Origin of the sequence: Exiguobacterium sp. 9-2 (assembly GCF_036287235.1) — a bacterium.
GTDB lineage: Bacteria > Bacillota > Bacilli > Exiguobacteriales > Exiguobacteriaceae > Exiguobacterium_A.
The window spans coordinates 1,510,190-1,532,467 of record NZ_CP142850.1; the positions used below are offsets into that span (position 1 = coordinate 1,510,190).

At 48.2% G+C, this 22,278-nt stretch carries 29 protein-coding genes; 14 read left to right on the forward strand and 15 right to left on the reverse strand.

Annotated elements, in window-relative coordinates:
- Nucleotides 1-50 precede the first annotated feature (50 nt).
- The 5 genes from VJ374_RS07930 to VJ374_RS07950 form a co-directional block, all read right to left on the reverse strand.
- On the reverse strand, nucleotides 51-836 hold the full coding sequence (locus VJ374_RS07930; RefSeq protein ID WP_329470972.1) for an endonuclease/exonuclease/phosphatase family protein: 786 nt from the start codon (nucleotides 834-836) through the stop codon (nucleotides 51-53).
- The gene (locus tag VJ374_RS07935) at nucleotides 833-1,363 is read right to left on the reverse strand and encodes a GNAT family N-acetyltransferase (protein WP_329470973.1); all 531 of its coding nucleotides are present in this window, start codon (nucleotides 1,361-1,363) and stop codon (nucleotides 833-835) included. The genes VJ374_RS07930 and VJ374_RS07935 overlap by 4 nt, the downstream gene beginning before the upstream one ends.
- 162 nt (nucleotides 1,364-1,525) lie before the next feature.
- The gene (locus VJ374_RS07940; protein ID WP_056061317.1) at nucleotides 1,526-2,002 is read right to left on the reverse strand and encodes a DUF2178 domain-containing protein; all 477 of its coding nucleotides are present in this window, start codon (nucleotides 2,000-2,002) and stop codon (nucleotides 1,526-1,528) included.
- The gene (locus tag VJ374_RS07945) at nucleotides 2,002-2,208 is read right to left on the reverse strand and encodes a helix-turn-helix transcriptional regulator (RefSeq protein ID WP_035408056.1); all 207 of its coding nucleotides are present in this window, start codon (nucleotides 2,206-2,208) and stop codon (nucleotides 2,002-2,004) included. The genes VJ374_RS07940 and VJ374_RS07945 overlap by 1 nt, the downstream gene beginning before the upstream one ends.
- Nucleotides 2,209-2,387: 179 nt before the next feature.
- Nucleotides 2,388-2,669 carry a hypothetical protein gene (locus VJ374_RS07950; RefSeq protein WP_329470974.1) on the reverse strand — a complete coding sequence of 94 codons (282 nt, stop codon included), beginning with the start codon at nucleotides 2,667-2,669 and terminating at the stop codon, nucleotides 2,388-2,390.
- Nucleotides 2,670-2,838: 169 nt separating this feature from the next.
- Here VJ374_RS07950 and VJ374_RS07955 point away from each other — a divergent pair, with 169 nt between their 5' ends.
- From VJ374_RS07955 to VJ374_RS07965, 3 genes are all read left to right on the forward strand, one after another.
- On the forward strand, nucleotides 2,839-3,057 hold the full coding sequence (locus VJ374_RS07955; protein WP_155960153.1) for a hypothetical protein: 219 nt from the start codon (nucleotides 2,839-2,841) through the stop codon (nucleotides 3,055-3,057).
- A gap of 133 nt (nucleotides 3,058-3,190) precedes the next feature.
- Nucleotides 3,191-4,102, forward strand: a complete 912-nt coding sequence (locus VJ374_RS07960; protein ID WP_329470976.1) for a PhzF family phenazine biosynthesis protein — start codon at nucleotides 3,191-3,193, stop codon at nucleotides 4,100-4,102.
- Nucleotides 4,074-4,679 carry an HAD-IA family hydrolase gene (locus VJ374_RS07965; protein ID WP_329470978.1) on the forward strand — a complete coding sequence of 202 codons (606 nt, stop codon included), beginning with the start codon at nucleotides 4,074-4,076 and terminating at the stop codon, nucleotides 4,677-4,679. The genes VJ374_RS07960 and VJ374_RS07965 overlap by 29 nt, the downstream gene beginning before the upstream one ends.
- 39 nt (nucleotides 4,680-4,718) lie before the next feature.
- On the opposite strand, the gene VJ374_RS07970 is transcribed toward VJ374_RS07965, so the two are convergent.
- The 3 genes from VJ374_RS07970 to VJ374_RS07980 all read right to left on the reverse strand — a co-directional run bounded on the left by VJ374_RS07970 (nucleotide 4,719) and on the right by VJ374_RS07980 (nucleotide 7,683).
- On the reverse strand, nucleotides 4,719-5,900 hold the full coding sequence (locus VJ374_RS07970; RefSeq protein WP_329470980.1) for an MFS transporter: 1,182 nt from the start codon (nucleotides 5,898-5,900) through the stop codon (nucleotides 4,719-4,721).
- Nucleotides 5,901-5,908: 8 nt separating this feature from the next.
- A complete protein-coding gene (locus VJ374_RS07975) occupies nucleotides 5,909-6,511 on the reverse strand; it encodes a TetR/AcrR family transcriptional regulator (RefSeq protein ID WP_290750293.1) in 603 nt (200 codons plus the stop codon).
- Nucleotides 6,512-6,630: 119 nt separating this feature from the next.
- Nucleotides 6,631-7,683 (reverse strand): hypothetical protein, encoded by a 1,053-nt coding sequence (locus VJ374_RS07980; RefSeq protein ID WP_290750296.1) that lies wholly within the window; start codon nucleotides 7,681-7,683, stop codon nucleotides 6,631-6,633.
- Between the two features lie 291 nt (nucleotides 7,684-7,974).
- Here VJ374_RS07980 and VJ374_RS07985 point away from each other — a divergent pair, with 291 nt between their 5' ends.
- From VJ374_RS07985 to VJ374_RS08000, 4 genes are all read left to right on the forward strand, one after another.
- On the forward strand, nucleotides 7,975-9,267 hold the full coding sequence (locus VJ374_RS07985; protein ID WP_329470982.1) for a globin-coupled sensor protein: 1,293 nt from the start codon (nucleotides 7,975-7,977) through the stop codon (nucleotides 9,265-9,267).
- A 78-nt stretch (nucleotides 9,268-9,345) separates the two neighbouring features.
- Nucleotides 9,346-10,041: a hypothetical protein gene (locus VJ374_RS07990; protein WP_329470985.1), complete on the forward strand. Its 696-nt coding sequence runs from the start codon at nucleotides 9,346-9,348 to the stop codon at nucleotides 10,039-10,041.
- A gap of 35 nt (nucleotides 10,042-10,076) precedes the next feature.
- Nucleotides 10,077-10,202: a hypothetical protein gene (locus tag VJ374_RS07995; RefSeq protein WP_329470986.1), complete on the forward strand. Its 126-nt coding sequence runs from the start codon at nucleotides 10,077-10,079 to the stop codon at nucleotides 10,200-10,202.
- A gap of 455 nt (nucleotides 10,203-10,657) precedes the next feature.
- A complete protein-coding gene (locus tag VJ374_RS08000) occupies nucleotides 10,658-11,599 on the forward strand; it encodes a sensor domain-containing diguanylate cyclase (protein ID WP_329471037.1) in 942 nt (313 codons plus the stop codon).
- Nucleotides 11,600-11,650: 51 nt separating this feature from the next.
- On the opposite strand, the gene VJ374_RS08005 is transcribed toward VJ374_RS08000, so the two are convergent.
- Nucleotides 11,651-12,271, reverse strand: a complete 621-nt coding sequence (locus VJ374_RS08005; RefSeq protein ID WP_056061341.1) for a hypothetical protein — start codon at nucleotides 12,269-12,271, stop codon at nucleotides 11,651-11,653.
- A 155-nt stretch (nucleotides 12,272-12,426) separates the two neighbouring features.
- Here VJ374_RS08005 and VJ374_RS08010 point away from each other — a divergent pair, with 155 nt between their 5' ends.
- The 5 genes from VJ374_RS08010 to VJ374_RS08030 are packed head-to-tail and all read left to right on the forward strand — an operon-like array spanning nucleotide 12,427 to nucleotide 16,597.
- Complete coding sequence (locus VJ374_RS08010; protein WP_329470988.1) at nucleotides 12,427-13,905, forward strand: carboxypeptidase M32; 1,479 nt, start codon at nucleotides 12,427-12,429, stop codon at nucleotides 13,903-13,905.
- Nucleotides 13,905-14,627 (forward strand): glycerophosphodiester phosphodiesterase, encoded by a 723-nt coding sequence (locus VJ374_RS08015; RefSeq protein ID WP_329470990.1) that lies wholly within the window; start codon nucleotides 13,905-13,907, stop codon nucleotides 14,625-14,627. Before VJ374_RS08010 ends, VJ374_RS08015 begins: the two co-directional genes overlap by 1 nt.
- A gap of 13 nt (nucleotides 14,628-14,640) precedes the next feature.
- Complete coding sequence (locus VJ374_RS08020; protein ID WP_035408033.1) at nucleotides 14,641-15,090, forward strand: hypothetical protein; 450 nt, start codon at nucleotides 14,641-14,643, stop codon at nucleotides 15,088-15,090.
- Between the two features lie 10 nt (nucleotides 15,091-15,100).
- Nucleotides 15,101-15,658, forward strand: coding sequence for a guanylate kinase (locus tag VJ374_RS08025; protein WP_308101527.1), 558 nt, complete (start codon nucleotides 15,101-15,103; stop codon nucleotides 15,656-15,658).
- A gap of 51 nt (nucleotides 15,659-15,709) precedes the next feature.
- Nucleotides 15,710-16,597 carry an aminoglycoside phosphotransferase family protein gene (locus VJ374_RS08030; RefSeq protein ID WP_329470993.1) on the forward strand — a complete coding sequence of 296 codons (888 nt, stop codon included), beginning with the start codon at nucleotides 15,710-15,712 and terminating at the stop codon, nucleotides 16,595-16,597.
- 75 nt (nucleotides 16,598-16,672) lie between these two features.
- On the opposite strand, the gene VJ374_RS08035 is transcribed toward VJ374_RS08030, so the two are convergent.
- The 4 genes from VJ374_RS08035 to VJ374_RS08050 all read right to left on the reverse strand — a co-directional run bounded on the left by VJ374_RS08035 (nucleotide 16,673) and on the right by VJ374_RS08050 (nucleotide 19,151).
- The gene (locus tag VJ374_RS08035; protein ID WP_035408028.1) at nucleotides 16,673-16,918 is read right to left on the reverse strand and encodes a hypothetical protein; all 246 of its coding nucleotides are present in this window, start codon (nucleotides 16,916-16,918) and stop codon (nucleotides 16,673-16,675) included.
- 83 nt (nucleotides 16,919-17,001) lie between these two features.
- Nucleotides 17,002-17,487: a tetratricopeptide repeat protein gene (locus VJ374_RS08040; protein WP_056061357.1), complete on the reverse strand. Its 486-nt coding sequence runs from the start codon at nucleotides 17,485-17,487 to the stop codon at nucleotides 17,002-17,004.
- 72 nt (nucleotides 17,488-17,559) lie between these two features.
- Nucleotides 17,560-18,003 (reverse strand): MarR family winged helix-turn-helix transcriptional regulator, encoded by a 444-nt coding sequence (locus VJ374_RS08045; RefSeq protein WP_035408025.1) that lies wholly within the window; start codon nucleotides 18,001-18,003, stop codon nucleotides 17,560-17,562.
- 71 nt (nucleotides 18,004-18,074) lie between these two features.
- A complete protein-coding gene (locus VJ374_RS08050) occupies nucleotides 18,075-19,151 on the reverse strand; it encodes a GTP pyrophosphokinase (RefSeq protein ID WP_235514003.1) in 1,077 nt (358 codons plus the stop codon).
- A gap of 140 nt (nucleotides 19,152-19,291) precedes the next feature.
- On the opposite strand from VJ374_RS08050, the gene VJ374_RS08055 reads away from it, so the two are divergent.
- Nucleotides 19,292-20,428, forward strand: a complete 1,137-nt coding sequence (locus VJ374_RS08055; RefSeq protein WP_329470996.1) for a Six-bladed beta-propeller, TolB-like protein — start codon at nucleotides 19,292-19,294, stop codon at nucleotides 20,426-20,428.
- Nucleotides 20,429-20,774: 346 nt separating this feature from the next.
- Here the strand turns inward: VJ374_RS08055 and VJ374_RS08060 are convergent, their stop codons facing one another.
- Complete coding sequence (locus VJ374_RS08060) at nucleotides 20,775-21,197, reverse strand: organic hydroperoxide resistance protein (RefSeq protein ID WP_023468292.1); 423 nt, start codon at nucleotides 21,195-21,197, stop codon at nucleotides 20,775-20,777.
- A gap of 108 nt (nucleotides 21,198-21,305) precedes the next feature.
- On the opposite strand from VJ374_RS08060, the gene VJ374_RS08065 reads away from it, so the two are divergent.
- On the forward strand, nucleotides 21,306-21,737 hold the full coding sequence (locus VJ374_RS08065) for a MarR family winged helix-turn-helix transcriptional regulator (protein ID WP_023468293.1): 432 nt from the start codon (nucleotides 21,306-21,308) through the stop codon (nucleotides 21,735-21,737).
- Nucleotides 21,738-21,754: 17 nt separating this feature from the next.
- Here VJ374_RS08065 and VJ374_RS08070 read toward each other — a convergent pair whose 3' ends face one another.
- Nucleotides 21,755-22,210, reverse strand: coding sequence for a hypothetical protein (locus tag VJ374_RS08070; RefSeq protein WP_023468294.1), 456 nt, complete (start codon nucleotides 22,208-22,210; stop codon nucleotides 21,755-21,757).
- Between the last annotated feature and the right edge of the window lie 68 nt (nucleotides 22,211-22,278).

The window sequence follows — 22,278 nt, forward strand, 5'->3', positions numbered from 1 at the left end:
GAAAGGGCGTAAAAAGACGCGTCATTCTTTTTTGAGTCAGCCTCGTCGTTTTAGTGAATCGTCATATGAGCGAGGACACCATAATGATCGCTTGGTATGACGTGATGGGGCAGTCGTTCATGTCCGATCAATTGAACGCGTTGTAAGGTCACTGGTGCCGGTGAGCGTTGACACAATAACCAATCGTACCGGGCAGGTGTCGTGATACCGTCATTCTTTTTAGCATACGAATTCGTCATAGGATCAAGAGTCACAGGAGCAAGTTGACCGGTCCGCATCGCAAAACAACCAGCGAGATCGACCCACTCCTTAAGCGTTGCTTGATGCAGAGAAGAACTTGGACAATCATTAAAGTCACCACCAAGGAACTCGACCGTCGCGTCATCTGTTTGTGAGGCAATCCATTCGTTGACGAATCGAAGTTGATCGAGTCGAATGTCTGAAGCACGCCAGTTGAAATGAATGTTCGTCACGGCAAAACGGACACCTTCAATCGAAAACGGAATCCGAATCGCACAGTGATGATTGATGTTTGCTGTCGCGGCGGCACTCGAATCCGTTCGCTCAAACGGCAGTTTCGTTAAAATGGCAAGTCCTTCATCCGGTGAATCCATATAAGGATCCATCATCCAATACGGATAACCGGTCGCCTCTGCGAGATGTTCGGCGATTGAGACGAACGGTTCATCCGGATGAAACGTCGACATCACTTCCTGCAGAAGAAGAACATCCGGTTGATGCTGATTGATTTCCGCACACAATGCCGCAAACCGTTCCTGACGCTTGTATGGATGATGCCAAATGTTATACGTCGCGATCGATAATGAGAAACTCATAACGCTAAGCCCATCAAGACAGTATCATAATAACAGCCGTCCGCCAGCAACCGGTCGTGGCGTAGTCGTCCTTCTTCTTGGAAACTGTGACGTTGGTAGAGTCGGATCGCCCCGTGATTCGTCTCGACGACTTCGAGTTGGATTTTCAGAAGCGACTGCGTCTTCGCCCAAGCGATCATCCGGATCGTCAATTGGGTGCCGATTCCTTGTCCCCAATCCGAACGCAGGACCCCTAAGCCGAAAGATGCTTTATGAGCAAAGCGCTTTAATGCAAATCCACGACACCTGGCGTAAGCAATGAGTTGTTCCTCCCGTTCAACGACGAGGATTTGATCCGGAACCGATGAATTGTGTAACTGATCAACGAAATCAGTCGCCGTCATCACGTCCTCACCAGGCATCCGGTCGAAGTACTCCGTTTCCGCGTCAAGTGCTTGACGTAGTGCAGCAAGTGCTTCAGCATCACTAAGACGAGCCGTACGAATGTGGTAACGTTGCGTATTAAATGAGTGGTGCGTCGTCTGCATATATTAGCCTCCCATCTAGATAGAATATGCCAGCATTGTGGCATTGTTGTCGGATTGTAATCGGTCACATGTATATGCTAGGGAAACGGTGTATCACGAATAGGGTCAACTGACGGACCATCCGGAGCAGGCGCAAACTCAATAGTCCTTCGTCAAACGATGTTAGCGGCGAACGTGGACGATCCAAGCGGTCATATAGGTAAGGGTTCCGACCGATAGGACGAGCGCGATCGCATAAAACGGAAACGAAGGATACCGTTCAAGTAGTGGCTGTTCAAACAAAAAGGCAATCATCAGGATAGGAAGACTGATCAAAAAAGCAACGTACGCTGCGCGGGTCGCCTTACCAGTGATGAGGGCCTCTCGTTCGTCCGAGTCAGAGAATTCTGCTGTTGACGTCGACCATTTTGAAAATGACCGGGAGCGATCCGTTCGTGAGAGATAGCCAATGCATGAGACGACAATAGCGATGATGATCAATGGTAGCATGATGCTGAGATCGAGCTCAAACGACAGACCGGTACCGGATACAGGATCATCTTGAAATAATTGAAGTTTGTCATGAATCGCACTGATGAGAGACGCAGCTAAAAAATAGAGACAACAATTTAAAACAGATTGGGTTATGACGCGGTTCATCAAGACTCCTCCTCTAATTGAAATAATTCCTCTACTGGTCGATCGAAGACGCGAGCAATTTGCATTGCGAGTAGTAAGGATGGCGTATAGCTGCCTTTTTCAAGCGAGATGACGGTCTGGCGTGTCACGCCGATCCGTTCAGCGAACTGTTCCTGCGTCCACTTCTGTTGTTGGCGGTAAATCCGGACTTGATTCGTCAGCTTCATCCAGCGACCTCCTTTCCAGTTGGTTATATTGTAAAGTCTGTTTTACATTTTGTAAAGTGAACTTTACTTTTTGGATGAGAAAAAGCCAATGAATCAAGACGATCCATTGGCTAAGTCGTAAACGATACATTCAAATTGGTTTATATTGCAATGGGAATGAAGCGAGCCATTTGCAAACATTACATGATGTGCGGCGTTACAATGATGGCTACGAGACACACGAACGTCGTAATGACGTGATGTCGTCGTAAGGACAAGGGAAGCAAAACAAGCCCTGCGATCGTGACACCGATAACGATCCATCCTAAAAGAAATTCCGTGTCATGGGAAGCGATCGGAATACTCAATAGATACGCTGTCGCGTGCGGAAAGTAGACCAGTGCATCGAAAAGGATCCCGCTAAAAACACCAATCAATAGCAAACCGATCGCTAGCTGAAACCGTTTTTTGGATTTAATCATATAAATGCTCCTCATCTGTTTGTTTGACGCATGACTTCGTGATCGGTGCGTTTACCTTCTAGTCATTCGTCAAAATCGAATTCCTGTCTGTTATCTTTCTCGGAACTTTATCAAAAATCCTTGCTTCTATGCACCAATCGGAATATTCAGATAATAATCGGGTATCATCATGAAAACACCATCGCCGATTCAGTGGAAAGGAGAAGAGAAGATGATGCCTGAACTGATACCGGATGACCGGGAGCTCGAACGAAGGATTCGAATCGTCCATCTGTTGCGAAAACTGGGTAAGACAGACGAAGCAATTGCAAGGTCCCTCTATGTACCGATCGAATGGGTCCAGTCGATTTATGAAGAAGACGACTGGCAGCAAATGCAATCATCCTAAGGCAAGGGCGTCTCGTCCTTGTTTTTTCATCTGTTCTGTTAGACTTATTTTATAAAAATGAAATCAGGATGTCAGAAATCAAAGATACATAACAACACGGTGCGTGATCTGAAAACTGGACAGGAGGAGACAGATGATTGAAATATTGCACTATGATGTATTTACGACGACACCAGGAACCGGTAATCCAGCCGGAGTCGTGTTATCCGCCGATCGATTGTCGGAGCTTGAGATGCAACGGATTGCTCGGACGAGTGGATTCACGGAAACGACATTCGTCCTCTCTTGCGAGCAGGCAGATTATCAAATGCGTTACTTTGCACCAGAACTGGAGATGGACTTGTGTGGACATGGTACGATCGCTGCATTGACGGCGATCGATTCACACATTGGTGTACCTGCAACATGTCACATCAAGACAAAATCAGGCATCTTGCCTGTGATTCGTTTAGCGCATGGCATGTTTCGTTTGCGACAAGGGCGACCTTGTCTGCACCCATTTGATGGTGACGTTGAGGCAGTCTTAGCATCGATTGGATTAGAAATGAAACATTTAGATGAACGATTTCCGATCGTTTATGGAAGTACCGGGAATTGGACGCTTGTGTTGCCGATTCGCCGTCTCGTCGATTTTCAACGGATGATGCCAGATCATCAACAATTTGCATCCGTTTTGGCTGACTATCCTCAAGCATCGATTCACCCCATCTGTTTCGATACATATGATGCGCAGGCGACTTTACACGGACGTCACTTCTCAGCAACGGGATCAGGCAGCATTGAAGATCCGGTAACAGGAACGGCGAGTGGTGTGATGGGTGTCTATTACCGAAAATTCATGAAGCCATCCGTCTCAGGAACGATGATCACTGTCGAGCAAGGACATGAGATAGGACGATCAGGTCAGGTAAAAATTCATGTCTCCGGTGAAGGACTTAATCACAACGACTGGAAGGTTGAGATGGACGGGCAAGCCGTCTTTGTTGGTGTAAAGAAAGTGGGAGAGGAAGAGGCAGATGTTGAAACACTTCATTTGGGATTTTGACGGTACCTTGTTCGATACATATCCGGTGTTGATCGATGTTTTCGTGGACATGCTCGAGAGCGAAGGGCAATCGGTCGATCGAGAACGTGTCGCTGAGCTGATAGCGATCTCGGCTAAGACGATGTATGAGGCGTTTGCGGTGTCCGAAGCATTCATTACGAACTACAAACAACAAAAGGCGACGATCGAGCGCGAACGGTCCGGTCCGTTTCCGGGAATTCATGAATTGCTTGAGACATTATCGGCAAGTGGTGCGACGCATCATATCGTCACCCATCGTGGAACATCCATTCATGCGTTGCTTGCAAAACACGAATTGACGCATCATTTTCAAGACATCCTGACTGCAGCACATGGCTTCGTCCGTAAGCCGGATCCGGAAGCTGTCACGTACTTGATTAATCGGCATCAGATGGCTCTAGACGAGACGATCATGATCGGGGACCGGGAACTCGACGTCTTAGCGGGACATCGTGCGGGTATTGCCACATGTCTGATCAACGAACGACCAAATGAGACGGTTGCGACCTATACGGTACCGACGCCTAAACAATTACACGAACTATTGCTGACATAACGACAGCCCCGCTTCCAGTGATGGGAACGGGGCTGTTTTTTAAGAAGACAAACGATCCGTTTCAGTTACTTCAGTGCGTGGTGCATGCCAGAAGTATGTCAGTAAAATACCGACCGCAAGCATCATCGTCGCGAAATAAAACGGATAGTTGAGGTTGACGTCAAACAATAATCCGCCGACGATCGGTCCGAGAATATTCCCGATACTCGTAAACATCGAGTTCATTCCACCGACAAAACCTTGTTCATCCCCGGCAATCTTCGAAAGATAGGTCGTGACGGCAGGTCTCATCAAATCAAAGCCAACGAAGACGACCATCGTCACGAGAATGATCGAGACATAGTTCGTCACGAACGTCATCAAGACGACGAGCAACGTCGAACCGATCAAGCTGTAACGGATCAAGCGAATCTCGCCGAACCAACGTGTCAAACGATCGAACAGCCCGACTTGGACGATGACGCCGACAATCGCACCAAGGGAGATCGCAAGCGCGATATCTTTCGCCGTGAAACCGAACTTCCGGTCAACGAAAAGCGCGAACAAGGACTCGAACGAGGCGAGGCCGAACGACGAGATCAATAGGACTAGGAAAGCGATGAAATAGAGTGGACTAAATACTTTCCGAAAACCCGTCTGTTGTTTGATGGTCGTCGCCTCATAATGACGGTTAGGTTCCTTGAGCGTAAAGATAGATAACACCATTGCCGTCAGACCGAACGCGGCAGCAATGAAGAACGGCGTCCGCGTGCCAAGGTCAGCAAGGAACCCGCCGATCCCGGGTCCGATGATGAAACCGGTCGAGATGGCGGCAGACATATAGCCAAGCGCTTTCGGACGGGTTTCGTTCGTCGTGATGTCAGCGATGAAAGCGGTGACAGCTGGCATGATGAAGGCCGCACTGACACCACCGAGAATCCGCGACGCGAACAGGACTTCGACCTGTTGACCGAGACCGAACAAGAGCTCAGACATGCTAAAGATGAATAAACCGATAATGATCATTGGCTTGCGTCCGTACTTATCGACGGCACGTCCTGCAAGCGGGGACAGAATCAATTGCGCGAAGGCGAAGGCAGATACCATGTAACCGACCGTCGCCCCGGAAATGCTTAACTCATTCATGATCGTTGGTGTGACAGGAATGACGAGTCCGATTCCGAGAAAAGCGATGAATAAGTTGAGCAGGAGTGTACTTAAAATCAATGTATTGTTTTGCATAGGTCACCTCAATTGTTTGGAATCGTTTTCGACATGCCACGCCAGACGATTGGCCATACGGCTTGCTGTCTAGCATGAAAGGCGTCGACGCCGTTATAGACAAGTTCTGTCAGCGTACCTTCAGCGACCGTCAAATAAGCAAGCGCTGCACTTTTATAATCCGTCGAATAGAGGATCTGTTCCGTTCGGTCACGTTCGCGTAACAGACGCGTCAATAAATCATGCAGTGAATCGAAGAACGGGTTGAAGCGATCGGTCATCTCTTGTTCGAGTTTTTCTGGTGGAAAATAGGCTGCCCGAAGGATGAATCGCATCAGGACATCATCCTGTTGCTCTAAAATGAACCAATCGAAGAAGCCGTGCAAGGATTGCTCGAGCGGTTGCTGTCGTGTTTTTGTGAAATACGTAGCGAAACGACGCTTTTGTTCCTGCAAGGCATATGTCGTCGCTTGCAGAAAAAGGTCGTCTTTGCCTTTATAATGCGCGTAGATAGACGGTTTTTTGATGCCGACTTCTGTTGCGATCTCTTGTAGCGATGCTCCTTCATAACCATGCGCTGCAAAATGATGGATGCTCGTCTGTAACAATTGTTGCGCTTTCAGATAAATCACCTTCCTAACGGTCGTTAGGTAATACTGTAACAGGAAATTTCATGGGCAGTCAATGAGAGTGTCCTACCGCACAAAAAAAACTGACTCCGCCATGGCGGAATCAGTTTTATAAGGAATCATTATTTATTCATGACACGACCGCGTGTTGCGACGCGTGAACCGACAATCCCAGCGAACGACGTGAAGATCAGTGTCAGAAGGAGACCGACGAACGCCCAGATCGAAACTTTCGATGCCGTTTGAGTCGCTTGTTCCGTTTGCTGACGAACATCTTGAACCGTTTTCTTCAAGTCAGCTGATGTCTCGTCAAGTGTTTGTTTCGCATTATTGATTTGTTGCGTTGTTTCTTTTGTTGCCGTGTTTAAACCATCGACAATGTTTTGCGTCGCTTTATCTGCCTCGGCGCCTGTAAGATCCGTGTTCTTCGCAACAGCGTCAGCGATTTTCTTTTCATCGACGGATTTCTCGATTTTCTCAGATCGTGCTGTCAATGAATCACCGAGATCCTGAACGATTTTGTCGAAGTCTTCTGGTTTCGTAATAGCCTCTTTACCGGCAGCCGTGACGTCATCTTTGACAGCATCCAGTTGACCTTGCAGGTAGTTAGGTTGTAATTCTTTGATGTCTGTATCCTTAAGAATTTCTTCGACGTTTCCATCGAGTTCCTTCGTATCGATATCTGAGACGTTTTTCGTAACGGAGTCGAACCCTTTCGTCGCAGCGTCTTTAGCAGTCGACGCGACAGACCCGATGCCGCTACCGGCAGCTCCACCGACTGTTCCGAGTAATGAACCGACCGATTGTAACGTATTGACGGTCGTAAACGTCAAGAGAGCGAACAAGAGGATGACGCTCGTCGACCAAGTCAAGAATCCGTGAATGAGACCGGCTCGAGCTGACGTCACACCAGAAACGAATCCGGCAACGAATAACGAAATGAGCAATGACAGAATCGCCCAGATGATCAAGCCTGTTCCGACGCCATCGAACGGGTTATTCGACGTGACGTCCGTGACGCCGAGACCGATCGCCGATCCAATCAGACTGAAAAGAATCAATAAAGATAAGAATGATACCACACCGGCAAAAATTGAACTCCATGAAATGTTACGACCCGCATCGTCCGCTTCCGCTCGGAAGTGGGATGAAAAGCCTTTATTTGTTTTTTCCATAATCAGCACTACCTCTCCCAAAATTAATCTTTCAAGTTTGAGATGTTCATGAATAGCAAAGCTTCATCTCAAGTTTCTTACGCGCATAGCTCTTATATTTCCGGGAAGTAACAAAGAGAAACCTAGTATTACAGTTACATGATTAATGATCGTATGAACTTCAAAATATCCGGAATATTCCAACATGTAGTTACCATGACATGTAGAAAGAGACTAACGTTTCCCTTTAAAGGTCAATCAACGGTGACGATATAAGAGGTGAAGTGAAATTAAAAACAAGGAGATGAATATATGAATTGGTTTAAGAAATCACCTTCACCTTCCTTTGACGCGCTCATTGAAGTCGAACGCTCTCATGTCATATTGAATGTTCCAGCATCTTTACATGAACAATTACGTCTAATCGGTCTACACGCCATCGATTTACAAATTGCACGAGTCATCCGCGAGGATGTTTCCCGTTGGATGCCGAGCATGGTCGATGCGTTCTACGAGGAGTTAGTCCGGGTTCCGTCTCTCCGTCAGTTGATTGAAAAACATTCGACACTCGAACGATTGAAAGGCACCCTCGCTCGGCACATCTTACAAATGTTCGATGGTCAGGTGACGATAGACTACATCGAAGCCCGGCGCCGGATTGCTGAACGGCATGTTCGGATCGGTTTGCACAATAAATGGTACATCGCTGCCTTCCAGAAAGTCTGGAACGTTCTCAGCGAGAAGATTGACGAAAGTGCTTGGCCGGAAGCAGAGCGTGTCCGAATCATGCGGGCAGCGGGAAAACTATTCAACCTCGAACAACAGATTGTCATGACGATGTATGAGGATCAAATCGATGAAGAACGCCAAGCGATCGCGACAGCAAAACAACACGTCGGGGATGGTGTTCAAAAATCGACCGAGGAACTCGCTGCTATGAGTGAGGAGTCGTCAGCGAACTTCCAAGAGATTGAACGGCACGCTAAACACGTCTCAACGACGACAAACGCGATTTCGATCCAGTTGACGGAAGCGGTCAGTGAAGCAGAAGCGGGTGTCGTCCTGGTTGAAGAAGAGACACGGCGCTTTGAGCATGTCGTTGCAGATTTATCACGGACGACCGAACAAGTCGCTGAACTGTCCCGTCTGTCGCAGGAAATCGAACGAATCGCTGGGATGGTGACGACGATTTCTGATCAGACGAATCTACTCAGTTTGAACGCCTCAATCGAAGCGGCACGTGCCGGGGAGATGGGACGCGGGTTCACCGTCGTTGCGCAAGAAATTCGGAAGCTTGCCGAAGAGAGTAAACAGTCGGCAACAGAGACGTCGCGGATCGCCCAAGAGATTACGCAAAAGATGCTCGTCGTCTCAGAGCGGATGGGAACGACGGAGACAGCGGTCGTCCGGACGACGACAGAGATGCAACAAGTCGTCCGTGCCTTTTCACGGATTTCGGAACAGACCGACAATGTCTCGCGGCAAATTCATGAACTATCGACTGATACGAAGGATGTCGCCGGCACGATCGAAGGCATGCGTAAGATTGCAGAAGCGATTGCTGAGACAGCGGATGATTTACAAGAAGTCGCCGCGACCCTCTGATTTAGTCCTCCTTTCCATGTGAAAGGAGGACTTTTTTGACGTTTTATGGAAAAATAAAGCTGGAGGTGTGGAAGGTTTATGGTGCAGAGTCTATTATTGATTGTTTTATGCTTTTTCGCTTTGATCGGACGTTACCTGATGACAGGGGAACTCGCTCCACGTGAGTTGTATGGATTACTTGGTTTAACGGGCGTCGCTTTCTTGATCGGTGGAGTCGAATGGTGGCAAATCCGGCGTGATTTGCGTTATCGTGGACGAGAGGCAGGGGTGACCGTTCACTTAGCGGACCGGGCGACCCAAAAGACGAATACGGTTTTTCTCGCGCATGAACAATGGCTGACGTTCTCACGACGTTATGCCACGTGGTGGCAGGCGATCCTTGTGCGCTTCAAGAAGTTTGAATCGTTTTTCCTCGATGTAACGTTCGACGGAGAAGGAACCCGTCTTCAAATTAAAGAAACGAGAACGGAATGGCTTCGCAATACGACACATTTCGTGATTCGTAAAGATGGACGTGACGTCGGTACAATCCGTACCGATCCGGCACTTCGTCAGCAATTGCGACTACAAGAAGTCTTACTCGTCTCGTATGCCGGTCAGGAGTATCAAATTCGTTCCTCGACAGTCACGAGAAAGATCGGCGTTTATCAAAACGGGGACTGCATTGCGACGGGTTCACGACACGGGGCGCAACTTGACTTTGATTGTGAGACGAATATACGTCTATTAGCTGTCGCAAGCATGATCGTCTTTCGACTTGTTTATTCAAAATGATTTTATTTCAAATACCTCATTGCTGTCAAAATAAAATGAATCGGTTTCAAGGGAGTACGGCATTACATAATAAACGGTTCCGATTACGAAAAATCCGACTGGCTGATACGGAAGCGATGTTTAGAATGGATTATCGGACAATCGTGTCATACGTCATTTGATCAAGGGACCACACGAAATGATGGCGCAAACGAAGGCACGCGTAACGGAAATCCTAACTTCTTATGATGAAGACACTTTTTGCTAATGGGGGATGAAAGAGAATCGCAGTGGTATGTTGATTAATGTCATCGATCTATTCGCTTTCGAGGCGACAACGGTTATAGTATCGGATACGACTAGTGGAACAATGGAAATGGTAGCGAGGCATTAGCTGCAGTCCTTGTCTTTGGTTTTCAAGAAATGCTCCTTTATAAGGTTTCAGTCGCCCATAATATCGATAAAGCTCCAGCAGGAGGAATCATGCAGAAGGTCGGTATGATTCAAGAAGGACTGTATGGGTGATGATTCGCGATGCGACTGGAAAATATAAGGATTGTGCAATCGATGGGCTACTTCGTGAAACTTATGATCTAAAAAGAACGAATAACGAATGAGGTGTGGTACGTTGCAAGAAATGACACTGTATCGGAATTTTAACGAACTGGCAGATGATGTATTGGAATTAGCGAAAGAGATTCTACCTGATCAATTGTTATATTTAACGACGATCGAAGAAAACCAACAGATGATTTTACGACTCTCAAATGATCATCAACGAATCGAGATTCGAGCAGGACAAGTGTTTGAGATGGAAAAGACACTTTGTCGTCACATCAATTTCGAACAGAACGAACCCATCTGGTATGAGTCCATTAGCGATGACGAGCGCTTAGAAGATATGCAGGACGCATTAAAAGCGTTACAGATCGAGTCCTATCTCGGGATTCCAATCAGTTTAACGAATGGTCAAACCTTTGGTACGTTGTGCGCTGTCCATGATGAAGCAAGTCAATTCGAAGAGAAGAGCATTCAACTTCTCCAACGGATCGCGAAACTGTTTTCGTATTACCTTGAGCTCGAACAGTTTGCTTGGAAGGACACGCTAACACAATTGTATAACCGACGTTTTTTGACGAGACAGTGGGAAACGGAACAGCAACATTCCGGTGCGCTGTTTTATCTTGATCTCGACGGATTCAAGCAAGTGAACGACGTGTATGGGCATGAGACCGGCGACAAAGTCTTGATCGACGTCGCGAAACGACTACAGGATAGTACACGTTCTTATAAAGACGCGTTTTCTGTCCGGATCGGGGGAGACGAGTTCTTGATTCGTTTCACCCATCAGAAGACGAAAAAGGAGTACGAACGAATTGCGCAGCAGCTCCTTCAGAAACTTGGAACATGGCAGACGCCATACGCTGTCTCGACCAGCATCGGGATCGTGCTATTTGATGATGAAACCATTACGCTAAAAACGATCATTCAACAGGCAGACCGTGCGTTATATGCCGCAAAAAAAGACGGTAAGAATACGTTTCGTTTTGCGGATGCTGTCTCACATCGCGTCCAATAATCAACGAAAAAACGCGATGTTTCCTCACAAGGAGGAGCATCGCGTTTTCAATTAACCGGTCTTTCGAATCGATTCGAACAAGCGTCCCTTATAGACATCAGCGATCGTATTGAGAAACGTCTCGCTCAGTTTTTTCGGGAAGAACGGTTTTGCATAGACATACTGGTAGGCTTTCTTCAAATCATCCCATTGTGTACACGGTTCGGTTTGACGGAACCTTGCGACATCGATGATCCGTGTTCCATTTGCCGTTAACAAAATATTGCGTAGATGAATATCTGATGGATTAAGACCTACGGCGCGTGCCTCTGCTAGCGCTGCATCGACTGTCGTTAAGACGGATTCTGGAATATAGGTCCCGCTGACGAGGCATTCGAATAACGTTTGTCCCTCGATGTATTCGAGCACAAGGTAATCGGGTCCATATTCGAACATCCTCGCATACGTCGAAAACGTCGTCAGTTGTTCATAAATGCCGCCTTCTAACTCAGCGAGAGGACGAAATGACGGATAGAACTTCTTGATGACGCGGTCGGTGCCACGAACCCGGAATACATAGGCGCTACGACCGGTGCCGATCCAGTCGAGCTCTTTTGGGAGATGTTCGATCGTACAGACCGGTCCCGTTTCTTTCAACTGAATCAAATCGGCTAACTCAGCGTCTGTCTTCACTGTTGCCACTTCCTTTCGCTCTGCTTGATCGTATGTTCATTATACGCTCATCTGACGGGAAAAGTTTCAAAAATCATTCGTGTGTGAAAGTTTTGAACATTTTGTGATATGCTAAAAATGCTACACTGTTACATACTTCAAGGGGGTCTCTAATCATGTCAACGACACAACAATGGCGCGACCATTTTGATGGTCTTCGCGCATACGAAGAAGCCGTCGCATTACTATACTGGGATATGCGGACATACATGCCGGATCAAGGTGCAGCGAACCGTTCCGCTTCAATCGGATTCCTCTCAACAGAGAGCTTCCGTCGCCGGACAGGAAAAACGTACCAACAATTACTGGCAGCGATGGAGCAAGAGACGCTGACGGGCATCGAAGCGATCTCGTTCGCGAAAGCAAAAGAAGCATTCGATCGCGACTCGAAGATTCCAGAAGCCGAGTATCAAACGTTCATCACGCTGATTTCGGAAGCCGAGAGTGTCTGGGAAAAGGCGAAGGACGCGAATGATTGGTCGATGTTTGAACCATATCTCGAGAAAATCGTCGCGATGGAACGCCAGTTTGTTGAGTATTGGGGTTATGACGCGCATCCATACGACGCATTGTTGCATGACTATGAGCCAGGGATGACGGTCGCAACACTCGATCCATTGTTTGCGGAACTTCGTCAAGCAATCATTGGTTTGCTCAGTCAACTCGAAGGAAAAGACTTCCCGACGCTTGATTGGTCAGCGGACCGCGAGACACAGATCGCCTTGAATCAAGAATGGCTCCACGATATCGGTTATGACTTCACGTCCGGTCGATTGGATGAGACGGTTCACCCGTTCCAAACGACGATCAACCGGAAGGATGCGCGGATCACGACGAAATATGATGAGAACGACTACCGGAACTCCGTCTTCGGCACGATGCATGAAGCCGGACACGCGACGTATGAGCAAGGTATCGAACCGGAACTCGATTCTCTCGGTCTCGGTGAAGGTGCTTCGATGGGGATCCACGAATCACAATCACTGTTCTTCGAGAATTTCATCGGACGTAATCAAGGCTTCTTATCAGCACGTTATCATGGTCTACAACAAGCAATCCCGTCGCTTGCTGATGTCCCGTTCGAACGCTTCTACGCAGCGGTCAACGAAGTCAAGCCGTCACTCATTCGGATCGAAGCCGATGAATTGACATATGCCCTTCATATCATCATTCGGTATGAGCTTGAAAAGCGCCTGATGACGAAAGAACTCGAAGTGAAGGATCTCCCGCAAGAATGGAACCGTCTCTATAAAGAGTATCTCGGCGTCGATGTCCCGAGTGACGATAAAGGGGTCTTACAAGACGTCCACTGGTCAGGAGGCTCGTTTGGTTACTTCCCAAGTTACGCGCTTGGTCTCGTCTATGCAGCACAATTGAACGAAGCGCTTCGTCGAGACGTCGAAAACGTCGATGGTCTGATTGCAGCTGGTACACTCGCACCGATCAAAAGCTGGCTGAAAGAAAACATTCACCGTCACGGGAAATCGAAGACACCGGCTGAACTGATCGAAGCAGCAACGGGTCAATCGATCTCGGTCGCACCCCTCGTCAACTACTTGACGAAGAAATACACGCGTGTCGTCGAGGCACTCTGATGTTATGGTTTGCACACCGCGGTGTCAGTGACCGTTTTCCTGAGAACACGCTTGAAGCAATCGCCGCTGCGATCGAAGACGACGTCGATGGTGTCGAGTTCGATGTCCATTTCTCAAAGGATGGTGTTGGTGTCATCATTCATGACGAGACTGTCAACCGGACGACGAACGGGACAGGGCGTGTGATCGACATGACGGTCGCTGAACTGCAAGCACTCGATGCCGGAGCACGTTTCAAAGGGGAAGCGATCAAGACGAAGATTCCGACGCTTGACGAAGTACTAGCAATCCTCGCACCAGCGACACTGCGGCTCAACATCGAGCTGAAGACGGATACGATTCGCTATGATGGCATTGAAGCGTATGTCCTCGAGCGTTGCGCGGCGCACGGCATTTCGACGGATCGGTTGTTGTTCAGTTCGTTCAACCATTATTCGGTTGCTCTGATTCGCAAGCTTGACCCGAGCGTCGAGACGGCGATTCTGTATCCGTATCCGATCTATCATCCGGAAGAACAAGCCCTCCGGATCGGTGCGACAGGGATTCATCCCGATTACCGACGCGTGACGGAGGCGGATGTCGCGTTCGCTCACGCAAAAGACGTCACGGTTCGGGTCTATACCCCGAAGACGATCGACGATGTCCGTCAGATGCAAACGATCGGTGTTGACGCCGTCATCGTCAATGATCCAAAAGGAATGCGCGACACACTCGAAGGATGAGGAGGAGGAAGGGATGCGCAAGGAATACGTATTCGTCATCAGTTTGTCGCTCGTCGCTTTATTCGTCGGTCTCCAGCTCGGCTTTGCCCGCTTGCCGGAACCAAAACCGAAACAAGTGACGACGACACCGATGCGCCCTGCTGATTATGAGGCAGGACTTGCATCAGCGAAACGTGAATTGAAGCAGATTCAGCGCTTCACCTTGAAAAGCACCCTTCCTGCTAATGGAACGACGGTGACTTGGATCTATGAGACCCCATCCGATGAACGGATTGCGGTCGATTGGTACTATGTTGAGAGTTACCCGGAAGCTCAAGTCCAGATGACACGTAATGAGACGTCCCGGATCATCTCGTATGAACGCTACTTGATCGTCATCCGACCAATATACGGGACGGTCGTTGATAGTGAACTAGAACAGTTCGCGCTCCGCTTTACAGGTTATTTCACGACACAACAATAGGGGGAAAACGATGTCAGGTAAAATCATTCTCTTGATTGGTGGATCGGGCAGCGGAAAGTCTTCCCTAATCAAACGTCTGCGGACGGAATACGCACACGTCCGGTTCATCCCATCCGTGACGACACGACCGAAACGTCCGACGGAACTTGATGGAGCAAGCTATCACTTCGTCGACGTCAAGACGTTCCAGCAACTGATCCAAGAGGACGGGTTCATCGAATACGCCCATGTTCACCGCGCGTGGTACGGAACACCACGGCAAGCGTATGTCGATGTCCTCGAACAGGATCAAATCGTCATCAAGGACATCGATCCAAAAGGAGCAGCGAACTTTAAACGTCTGTTTGGTGACCAAGTCATCACGATCTTCGTCTCGGTTCCACCCGATTTGATGAAGGAGCGATTGTTGATGCGCGGTGATACACCGGAGTTCGAAGCGCGACTCGTCGATTACGAGGAAGCGTGGAAAGACCGCGATCACTACGATTATATGATCGAAAACATCGATTTCGAAACGGCGTATGCCGATCTGCTCGAGATCATTGCCAGCTATATCCCACAGGCATGACGAAGAGGACGCAAGTAAGCGTCCTCTTTTTGTCTTCAGAAAGGAGTCTTCATGCTACCAGATCATCCATTACTGACTGAGATCGATAGCGTTAGACGGCTTACCGGACGCTCGCACCAAGCCGTCTGGTCCGTCAAGACGGCAACAGCACACTACATCGTCAAGGTCGTGACGGACCCATTAAGTCGTCAGTTTGAACGTGAGGCGGCTTTAATGATCCCAGAACAAAAGGGAATTTCTCACGCCTTACCGCTAGCGACCGGACGGACTGCGACGACCGCGTACGGCATTTATCCATACTTATCCGGACGAACCGTCCGAAGCGTGCTTCTCGAGTCACCGGAATTAGCTCCTCGACTCGGTCAGGAGGCAGGGCGAGCGTTGAGAAGCATTCATGACGTGATAGCACCGAGCGGGACGGCGGCATGGAAGGAACGTTGTCAGGCGAAACATGACCGCTATCGCGCAGCGGTTGATGGGTTGCTTGAGCCAGAGTGGATCGAGCGACTCGATCGGTTCATTCTTTTGAAGCTCTCCCTTTTAGCTGAGCGTCCGAATCAACTGCAACATGACGATGTCCATCTTGATAATCTTCTTGTTGAGAATGGACATCTCTGTGCCTTCCTCGATTACGGGAATCATGATTACGGCGATCCGTGGCATGACTTCGTCAAATGTGGGTTGTTTCAAGTCGAGACGAGTCCCGTCTTTGCCCGTCACATGATCGATGGATACTTTGAGAACGAAGTACCTTCTAACTTTTGGCAAATCTACAGCCTCTATATGGCGATGGTCGTCTTCTCGTCTCTCGTCTGGGCAAAACGGTTCGATGTAGACGGATTGGAGGCAATGCAACGACGTGTTCAGCGGATCATCCGAGACCACGATGGGTTTCAGTGTGAAATACCGCTTTGGTATGAGAGGCAAAGCCATGACTAAAAAATGGATTCGTCTCTCACTTGAAGAGAAACGAATCCATTATTTTTTGAGTGGACCTTTAAATGAAAAGGGAGATTACCATTCGAATCCTTCTTCACTATACTTGCCGTTCGAATTGAAGAACCGTTCTTCTGTTTTACCGTTTACCGTATTCGTATAAATCACGTAGACGTCGAGATGATCGTTTTGATCCGCCATCTTCTTAGCGGCTTTCTTAGCATCCGCTTCAGTCGTATATGTTTCTGACTTACTTGCCTTGCCGTGTTTTTCTTGCCCTTGTTCTTCATAACCTTCTACTGTCCATACTTTTTTTGATGACATCATTAACTTCCTTTCCTGCCAAAAGCGAGTCCGCTTGGCTGTTACATTATGCTGTGCGAACCAATCCATCGTCAACTGTTGCTTTATTCCGTGTCGATCTCGTCCAAATGATCGGCATAATAACGAAGTGCCCGGTTAAATGTCTGAATCGAGGCGTCCGACGACGTCGCAGCAAGACTCTTGAGTAACCGACCGACAGCCTGATTGACTTGACCAAGGTTGTACTCCGTCATCGCGAGGAATGCTTGTAAGGCGTGGGCGTCTGGAAATTCAAGCAACGCGCTTCGGAAAACGCTTGATGCTTCTTTGAACTGACCGATGACGCGGTATGTACTGCCGAGCCCGATATAAGCTTGCAAGCGGTCCTCACCAGCAAGACCGAGCGCAAGTGCTTGTTCATAGTAGGGGACAGCAGCCTGTTCCTCACCAAGACTATCATGACACCAGGCCATCTGATAGAGGACCGTCGGATCGTTAGGGGCTGTTTCGACATACTGACGGACGAGTTCCTTTGCTGCTTCATACTGCCCTGTCTTTCGTAAGTGTTGCACTGATTCGAAATCAAACATCGTGTTTCCTCCTAATCGATTACTAAAAAACGGATCCGATCGCTTTTGACCGGATCCGTTCCATCGAACAGCTTAGACTGTTTTTTCAAGCTTCGTTAAGAGCGAACGGAACAACTCCAGTTCCTGATCCGAGAAGTCCTCAAAGACGTCTGCAAGGTAATCCATCTTCATCGACTCGAGTTTTTCGTAAAGCTCGATGCCTTTCGGTGTTGCCCGCAGTTCGACGACACGACGATCGAGCTCGCTCCGCTCACGTGAGATCAACTCTTTTTTCGTCAATTCGTCTGCCAGAGCCGTAATCATGCTTGCTGAAAACTGGAACTCTTGTGAGAGCGCTGAAGCAATTTGAGGACTGTTCGCACAAAGTGATTTTAAGATGAAGAACTCGTTACGTGTCAAGTAAGTCGTAAACATGCTACGCACGTCCTTTTTGATCGCGCGGTAGTTCATCCGTAATCCTTTTTCCGTATCAACGATCAACTGATCGCGTAGTGCTACTTCTAGTGTAGTTGCCATGTATCCTTCACTCTTTCTATACCGTAGTTTCTTTCACTCGTGATTTAGTATAGTGAAAAATTTTAGTTTAATCAATATTTTTCTCTTGAATCATCTGACTCGACGACACGGGCGACTTGGGCGACGATTTCTTCGACGTTGCGTAACTCCGGATAGAAACGGCGGAAGAAGTAGTCAATGCGGTGCGTATCTTCACCAGCGATCGTCAATGCCATGCAGATATAGGCGATCCCGATTCCTTGACGGGGCAGGAATGGATTCGGCATGACCTTTGCACAACGTAAGGCGAGCGGACTATGTGTCGAGACCGCTTCAATCAGTTCACCGTATGTCCGGATATCGACGTAATGGAACATTCGGATCAGTTCGTTGATCAACTGTTGATCGGAATCGAGCATCATCTGTGACGTGACGAGACGTTTGTCGAGTTCGCTGATGACGGGGGAGTGATCGATGAAGTAATTCAAGTTATCTGCTGTGATCCGGACTTGATGCGGATCAGACAAGATTTGTTGGACCGTCTCGTCTTCGAATTGTTTCAATTGCTTCTTGATGTTGACGAACTCCTGATCGGCGATCTCGAGAAGTCCTGCCACTCGACTGAAGCTACGCCGGACTTCTGCCGGGACACTGTTCGGATTTTTATATCCGAGATCATGCTCGATCTCGGCCCAAGCGTGTTGGAGGATCGACCGGATCTGAATCTCTGCCGTATAGTCCTTGAAACGTCCATACTCGCTCAAGGCAAGCCGCTGTTCACTGAGTGACGCGACGAAGTGGACCGAGAGATAACCGAATTCTGTCGTATCGAGCAACGTTGACTTATCGACCGATTGATCGCGATCGATTGCGAACTCATTCTCGATGATCCGTGCCGCTTCCCGGACATCGTCATGGAAATAAGTGACGATCCGGATCCCGGTCAAGTCATGGACGTCCTTGAGCGAACGGTATTTATTCGGTTGCCGTAAGACCTTTTGATACAGGCTCTCGGAGTCCTTCGTCCGGGCGACGATTGAGTGGTATTTGATACCTGCCGCGTCGAGCAATTCGGACAGAAGCATCTTCAACTTGTCGGCATAGGCATCGTATTCTTCCTTATCATTGACGTATTCGAGCATCATCGTATTTAAATCTTGTGATTGCACCGTTTCGCACCTTCCTCATTCTGTAGTCATCTAGCCATATTGTAGCACTCTGCTTTACTAAACGCACAAGAAGACCCTGTTTGAAGCAGTACGATTCGTGGGAAAAAGACAAGTAGTACGTGTCCGGGAGGAGATTAATCATGGAAATAGTGGATGCCCGTGCTTTACCCGCCGATCATATGGATGTCTTGCATGTCACACCGTCGTCGATCTATTTTCGACGTCGCCTCGATGACGCCCGTTACCACATCAGCCGGTATGATCTTGAAGATCAAGAACAAGTCGATCTGACGCAGCAGGCTTTGACGGATCATGGACCAACCCGTCCGTTTGTTCGTCATGGAAAGGTCTATTGTCTGAATGAATATACGCAAGAGCAAGGCGGAGAGACGGAAGTGCTCGTCCTCGATCTCTTGTCCGGGAAACGCGAGCAGATTGCATCGTTTTACGTGGAAGGGGATTTGACGCTCTACTGGGTGCTCAATGAGAACTATCTCGTATTCTTACAAACGACCGATACGACGTCCGCGTTTCTATATGACGTCAAGGACGAATCACGGCAGACGATTCGCGATCCACGGCTCTACGGGATGACGGAGAATTACCGGGAACTCTATTTCTTTCTCGTCACGCTCGAAGACAAGGAGTACATCGTCTGTAACGCTCGGCTCGATGAGTTCTCGTTCTATGACGCCCTTGAAAGTGGTGTCATCTCACCAGAAGATCCGATTGATCACTCCGAAAGTCTGTTAATCGCACCACTGTCGACCTTGATTGAGGAGATTGAACAAGGTGTCGAACATTTATCATTTGCGACACTACTGAAATTAGATGGGGAAGGGGATACCGTCCAGTATCTCGGGGAACAAGAAGGACATCTCATCTTCAGTGCCTATACCGATCGTCTGAACGAAGAAATCTTTTACCGGATTGATACGGAAGCGAGTGTCGAAGAGGTCGCCCGGATCCAGTGGAGTGACTATGAACCGCTTGACTTCACGTACGATGACGTTGAGTCGACGATCTTCATCGTTAATGACCGTTCCGAGCACCATCATGAAGTAATCAACTTACGCAACGGTGCCCGATTCCTTGATAAAGAACCGTTCGAACGTGTCTTACGCGGACGTTTCTATCTACACGAAGCGGTTGGAGACAACGCGGAACCAATGGTCACCGTCTATGACGCAGAACATAATGAACGCTATCGCTTCGAAGATGCCTATTATGTCACTGTGTCCGGGGAACTTGTCATCTTATCAGTCCATCAACTATAAAAAGGTGGGGCTGACTCAAAAAAAGAATGACGCGTCTTTTCACGCCCTTTCCTCAGGCGAGACACAAGCCAGTTTTCCTGCCTTATTCAAGCAGGAAAGCGGGTCTTGTTTGTCTCTGACAGCGCAAAGATGCGCTTTTTCTGTAGGAGTAGCGTGTGACGCGTCATTCTTTTTGTTACGAGATAAGGTTGGCAGAATGATGATCTGCCAACCTTATCTTTGTAAAAACTGACTTTTGAATCAGTCCCGTCTGTATGAACATACAATTATTTCAGATACCATAATTAATATAAAAAACAAAAAAGCCAGCCGAGAGTAAACCTCAGGCTGGCTAGAGATGCTACACTTATTCTGCGTCAGTCGTACGCGTGTAGACGTCAACTTGGATGTTTCCAGCAGTTGCACGCGAGTAAGGGCAGACGGTATGTGCGACTTTCGCGAGTTCAGCGGCCGCTTCTTCTGAGATCCCGCGGACGAGAACATCAAGTTCGACGGAAAGCATGAATCCGTCAGCTGCTTCGTTTAACGTCACGTGTGCTGTAACTTCACTGCCATCATGTTTGATCCCTTGTTTGCGAGCGACCATGTTTAAAGCAGAGTCGAAGCAAGCAGAGTATCCTGCAGCAAAGAGTTGTTCTGGGTTCGTTGCTTGTTTTTTCGATCCTGGTACTGGCATTGCGAGGGCGACGTCAAGGATTCCGTCCTCCGATACGACGCGTCCGTCGCGACCTCCGACAGCTGTTGCAGATGATGTGAACATTGGTTTCATGTGTGTAACTCCCTTTCGTTGTTAGATTCAAATAAGTAGCTTACAATTAGATTGTATACAATTTAAATCGAAATGCAACTCGTTTGCTCAAGATAGGAGGAATTTTTTATGAACCCGTTAGCTTTAGATGAACAACTCTGTTTTCCGTTTTATGCGATTTCGCGTGAGATCACGCGTCGTTATCGTCCGTTACTTGAACCCCTCGGTCTGACGTATCCACAATATCTCGTCATGCTCGTCGTCTGGGAGGAGGAGGGACAATCGCTTAAAGCCATCGGCGAACGGCTCCATCTTGACTCCGGTACGTTGACGCCGTTACTAAAGAAACTCGAAGCAGCAGATTTGTTGCGACGCGTCCGTAAGCCGGAAGACGAACGACACATCCAGATTTTTTTGACAGATGCCGGTCGTGCGTTACGGAAACAAGCAGAGACCGTTCCGCTTGATCTCGTCCAAACACTCGACGTCGATGAAGAAGACTTACGCGTCGTCAAAGCGGCACTGAATCGTCTCGTCATGAAAATGAGCGACCCGGATTAACCGGATCGCTCATTGTCTTATTTACGGCGGAAGCCTTCTTCTTCAAGATAATTCGCTGCTTCCTTATACGAGTTGAATGCACCGTCTAAAAGATCACCGGCGTAGACGAGCCACGTGTCGATGTCTTCATTGAGTAACGTCAATTCGAACTGGTTATCGTTGACCCATGTTTCTTCGAGTGTTTCGACCGATTGGACTGTTGAGAGTGCTTTGATTGCATCTTCTAATAAGAGAATTAAAGCAGGCTCTGAGAATTCACGGATGTTGACGAACCCTTTTTCGTCCGTTTCATAACCTGGTAGACCAGCGGCATAGACGAAGCCGTTACCGTTCGGATGTAAATGATAGACGAGATTCTTCTTCTCATACTGACTGTCCGGAAATTGGAAATTGACGCGCTTCAGCGAGACATCTTTTCGGACGAGTTGTGGGAAGGTCTCGATAATTCGTAGTTTTTCTTCAAAAGTTAACATGGTTCCTCCTTGGTGTTACAGTTCTTCACTTCTATATATGCGATGAAATCAAACAAAATGTCAACCGC

Excerpts from the sequence above, each read along its gene's own strand:
- VJ374_RS07930 (WP_329470972.1), bottom strand. The coding sequence starts at position 836 with ATGAGTTTCTCATTATCGATCGCGACGTATAACATTTGGCATCATCCA.
- VJ374_RS07935 (WP_329470973.1), bottom strand. The coding sequence starts at position 1,363 with ATGCAGACGACGCACCACTCATTTAATACGCAACGTTACCACATTCGT.
- VJ374_RS07940 (WP_056061317.1), bottom strand. The coding sequence starts at position 2,002 with ATGAACCGCGTCATAACCCAATCTGTTTTAAATTGTTGTCTCTATTTT.
- VJ374_RS07945 (WP_035408056.1), bottom strand. The coding sequence starts at position 2,208 with ATGAAGCTGACGAATCAAGTCCGGATTTACCGCCAACAACAGAAGTGG.
- VJ374_RS07950 (WP_329470974.1), bottom strand. The coding sequence starts at position 2,669 with ATGATTAAATCCAAAAAACGGTTTCAGCTAGCGATCGGTTTGCTATTG.
- VJ374_RS07955 (WP_155960153.1), top strand. The coding sequence starts at position 2,839 with ATGAAAACACCATCGCCGATTCAGTGGAAAGGAGAAGAGAAGATGATG.
- VJ374_RS07960 (WP_329470976.1), top strand. The coding sequence starts at position 3,191 with ATGATTGAAATATTGCACTATGATGTATTTACGACGACACCAGGAACC.
- VJ374_RS07965 (WP_329470978.1), top strand. The coding sequence starts at position 4,074 with ATGTTGAAACACTTCATTTGGGATTTTGACGGTACCTTGTTCGATACA.
- VJ374_RS07970 (WP_329470980.1), bottom strand. The coding sequence starts at position 5,900 with ATGCAAAACAATACATTGATTTTAAGTACACTCCTGCTCAACTTATTC.
- VJ374_RS07980 (WP_290750296.1), bottom strand. The coding sequence starts at position 7,683 with ATGGAAAAAACAAATAAAGGCTTTTCATCCCACTTCCGAGCGGAAGCG.
- VJ374_RS07985 (WP_329470982.1), top strand. The coding sequence starts at position 7,975 with ATGAATTGGTTTAAGAAATCACCTTCACCTTCCTTTGACGCGCTCATT.
- VJ374_RS07990 (WP_329470985.1), top strand. The coding sequence starts at position 9,346 with ATGGTGCAGAGTCTATTATTGATTGTTTTATGCTTTTTCGCTTTGATC.
- VJ374_RS07995 (WP_329470986.1), top strand. The coding sequence starts at position 10,077 with ATGAATCGGTTTCAAGGGAGTACGGCATTACATAATAAACGGTTCCGA.
- VJ374_RS08000 (WP_329471037.1), top strand. The coding sequence starts at position 10,658 with ATGACACTGTATCGGAATTTTAACGAACTGGCAGATGATGTATTGGAA.
- VJ374_RS08010 (WP_329470988.1), top strand. The coding sequence starts at position 12,427 with ATGTCAACGACACAACAATGGCGCGACCATTTTGATGGTCTTCGCGCA.
- VJ374_RS08015 (WP_329470990.1), top strand. The coding sequence starts at position 13,905 with ATGTTATGGTTTGCACACCGCGGTGTCAGTGACCGTTTTCCTGAGAAC.
- VJ374_RS08020 (WP_035408033.1), top strand. The coding sequence starts at position 14,641 with ATGCGCAAGGAATACGTATTCGTCATCAGTTTGTCGCTCGTCGCTTTA.
- VJ374_RS08025 (WP_308101527.1), top strand. The coding sequence starts at position 15,101 with ATGTCAGGTAAAATCATTCTCTTGATTGGTGGATCGGGCAGCGGAAAG.
- VJ374_RS08030 (WP_329470993.1), top strand. The coding sequence starts at position 15,710 with ATGCTACCAGATCATCCATTACTGACTGAGATCGATAGCGTTAGACGG.
- VJ374_RS08035 (WP_035408028.1), bottom strand. The coding sequence starts at position 16,918 with ATGTCATCAAAAAAAGTATGGACAGTAGAAGGTTATGAAGAACAAGGG.
- VJ374_RS08040 (WP_056061357.1), bottom strand. The coding sequence starts at position 17,487 with ATGTTTGATTTCGAATCAGTGCAACACTTACGAAAGACAGGGCAGTAT.
- VJ374_RS08045 (WP_035408025.1), bottom strand. The coding sequence starts at position 18,003 with ATGGCAACTACACTAGAAGTAGCACTACGCGATCAGTTGATCGTTGAT.
- VJ374_RS08055 (WP_329470996.1), top strand. The coding sequence starts at position 19,292 with ATGGAAATAGTGGATGCCCGTGCTTTACCCGCCGATCATATGGATGTC.
- VJ374_RS08060 (WP_023468292.1), bottom strand. The coding sequence starts at position 21,197 with ATGAAACCAATGTTCACATCATCTGCAACAGCTGTCGGAGGTCGCGAC.
- VJ374_RS08065 (WP_023468293.1), top strand. The coding sequence starts at position 21,306 with ATGAACCCGTTAGCTTTAGATGAACAACTCTGTTTTCCGTTTTATGCG.
- VJ374_RS08070 (WP_023468294.1), bottom strand. The coding sequence starts at position 22,210 with ATGTTAACTTTTGAAGAAAAACTACGAATTATCGAGACCTTCCCACAA.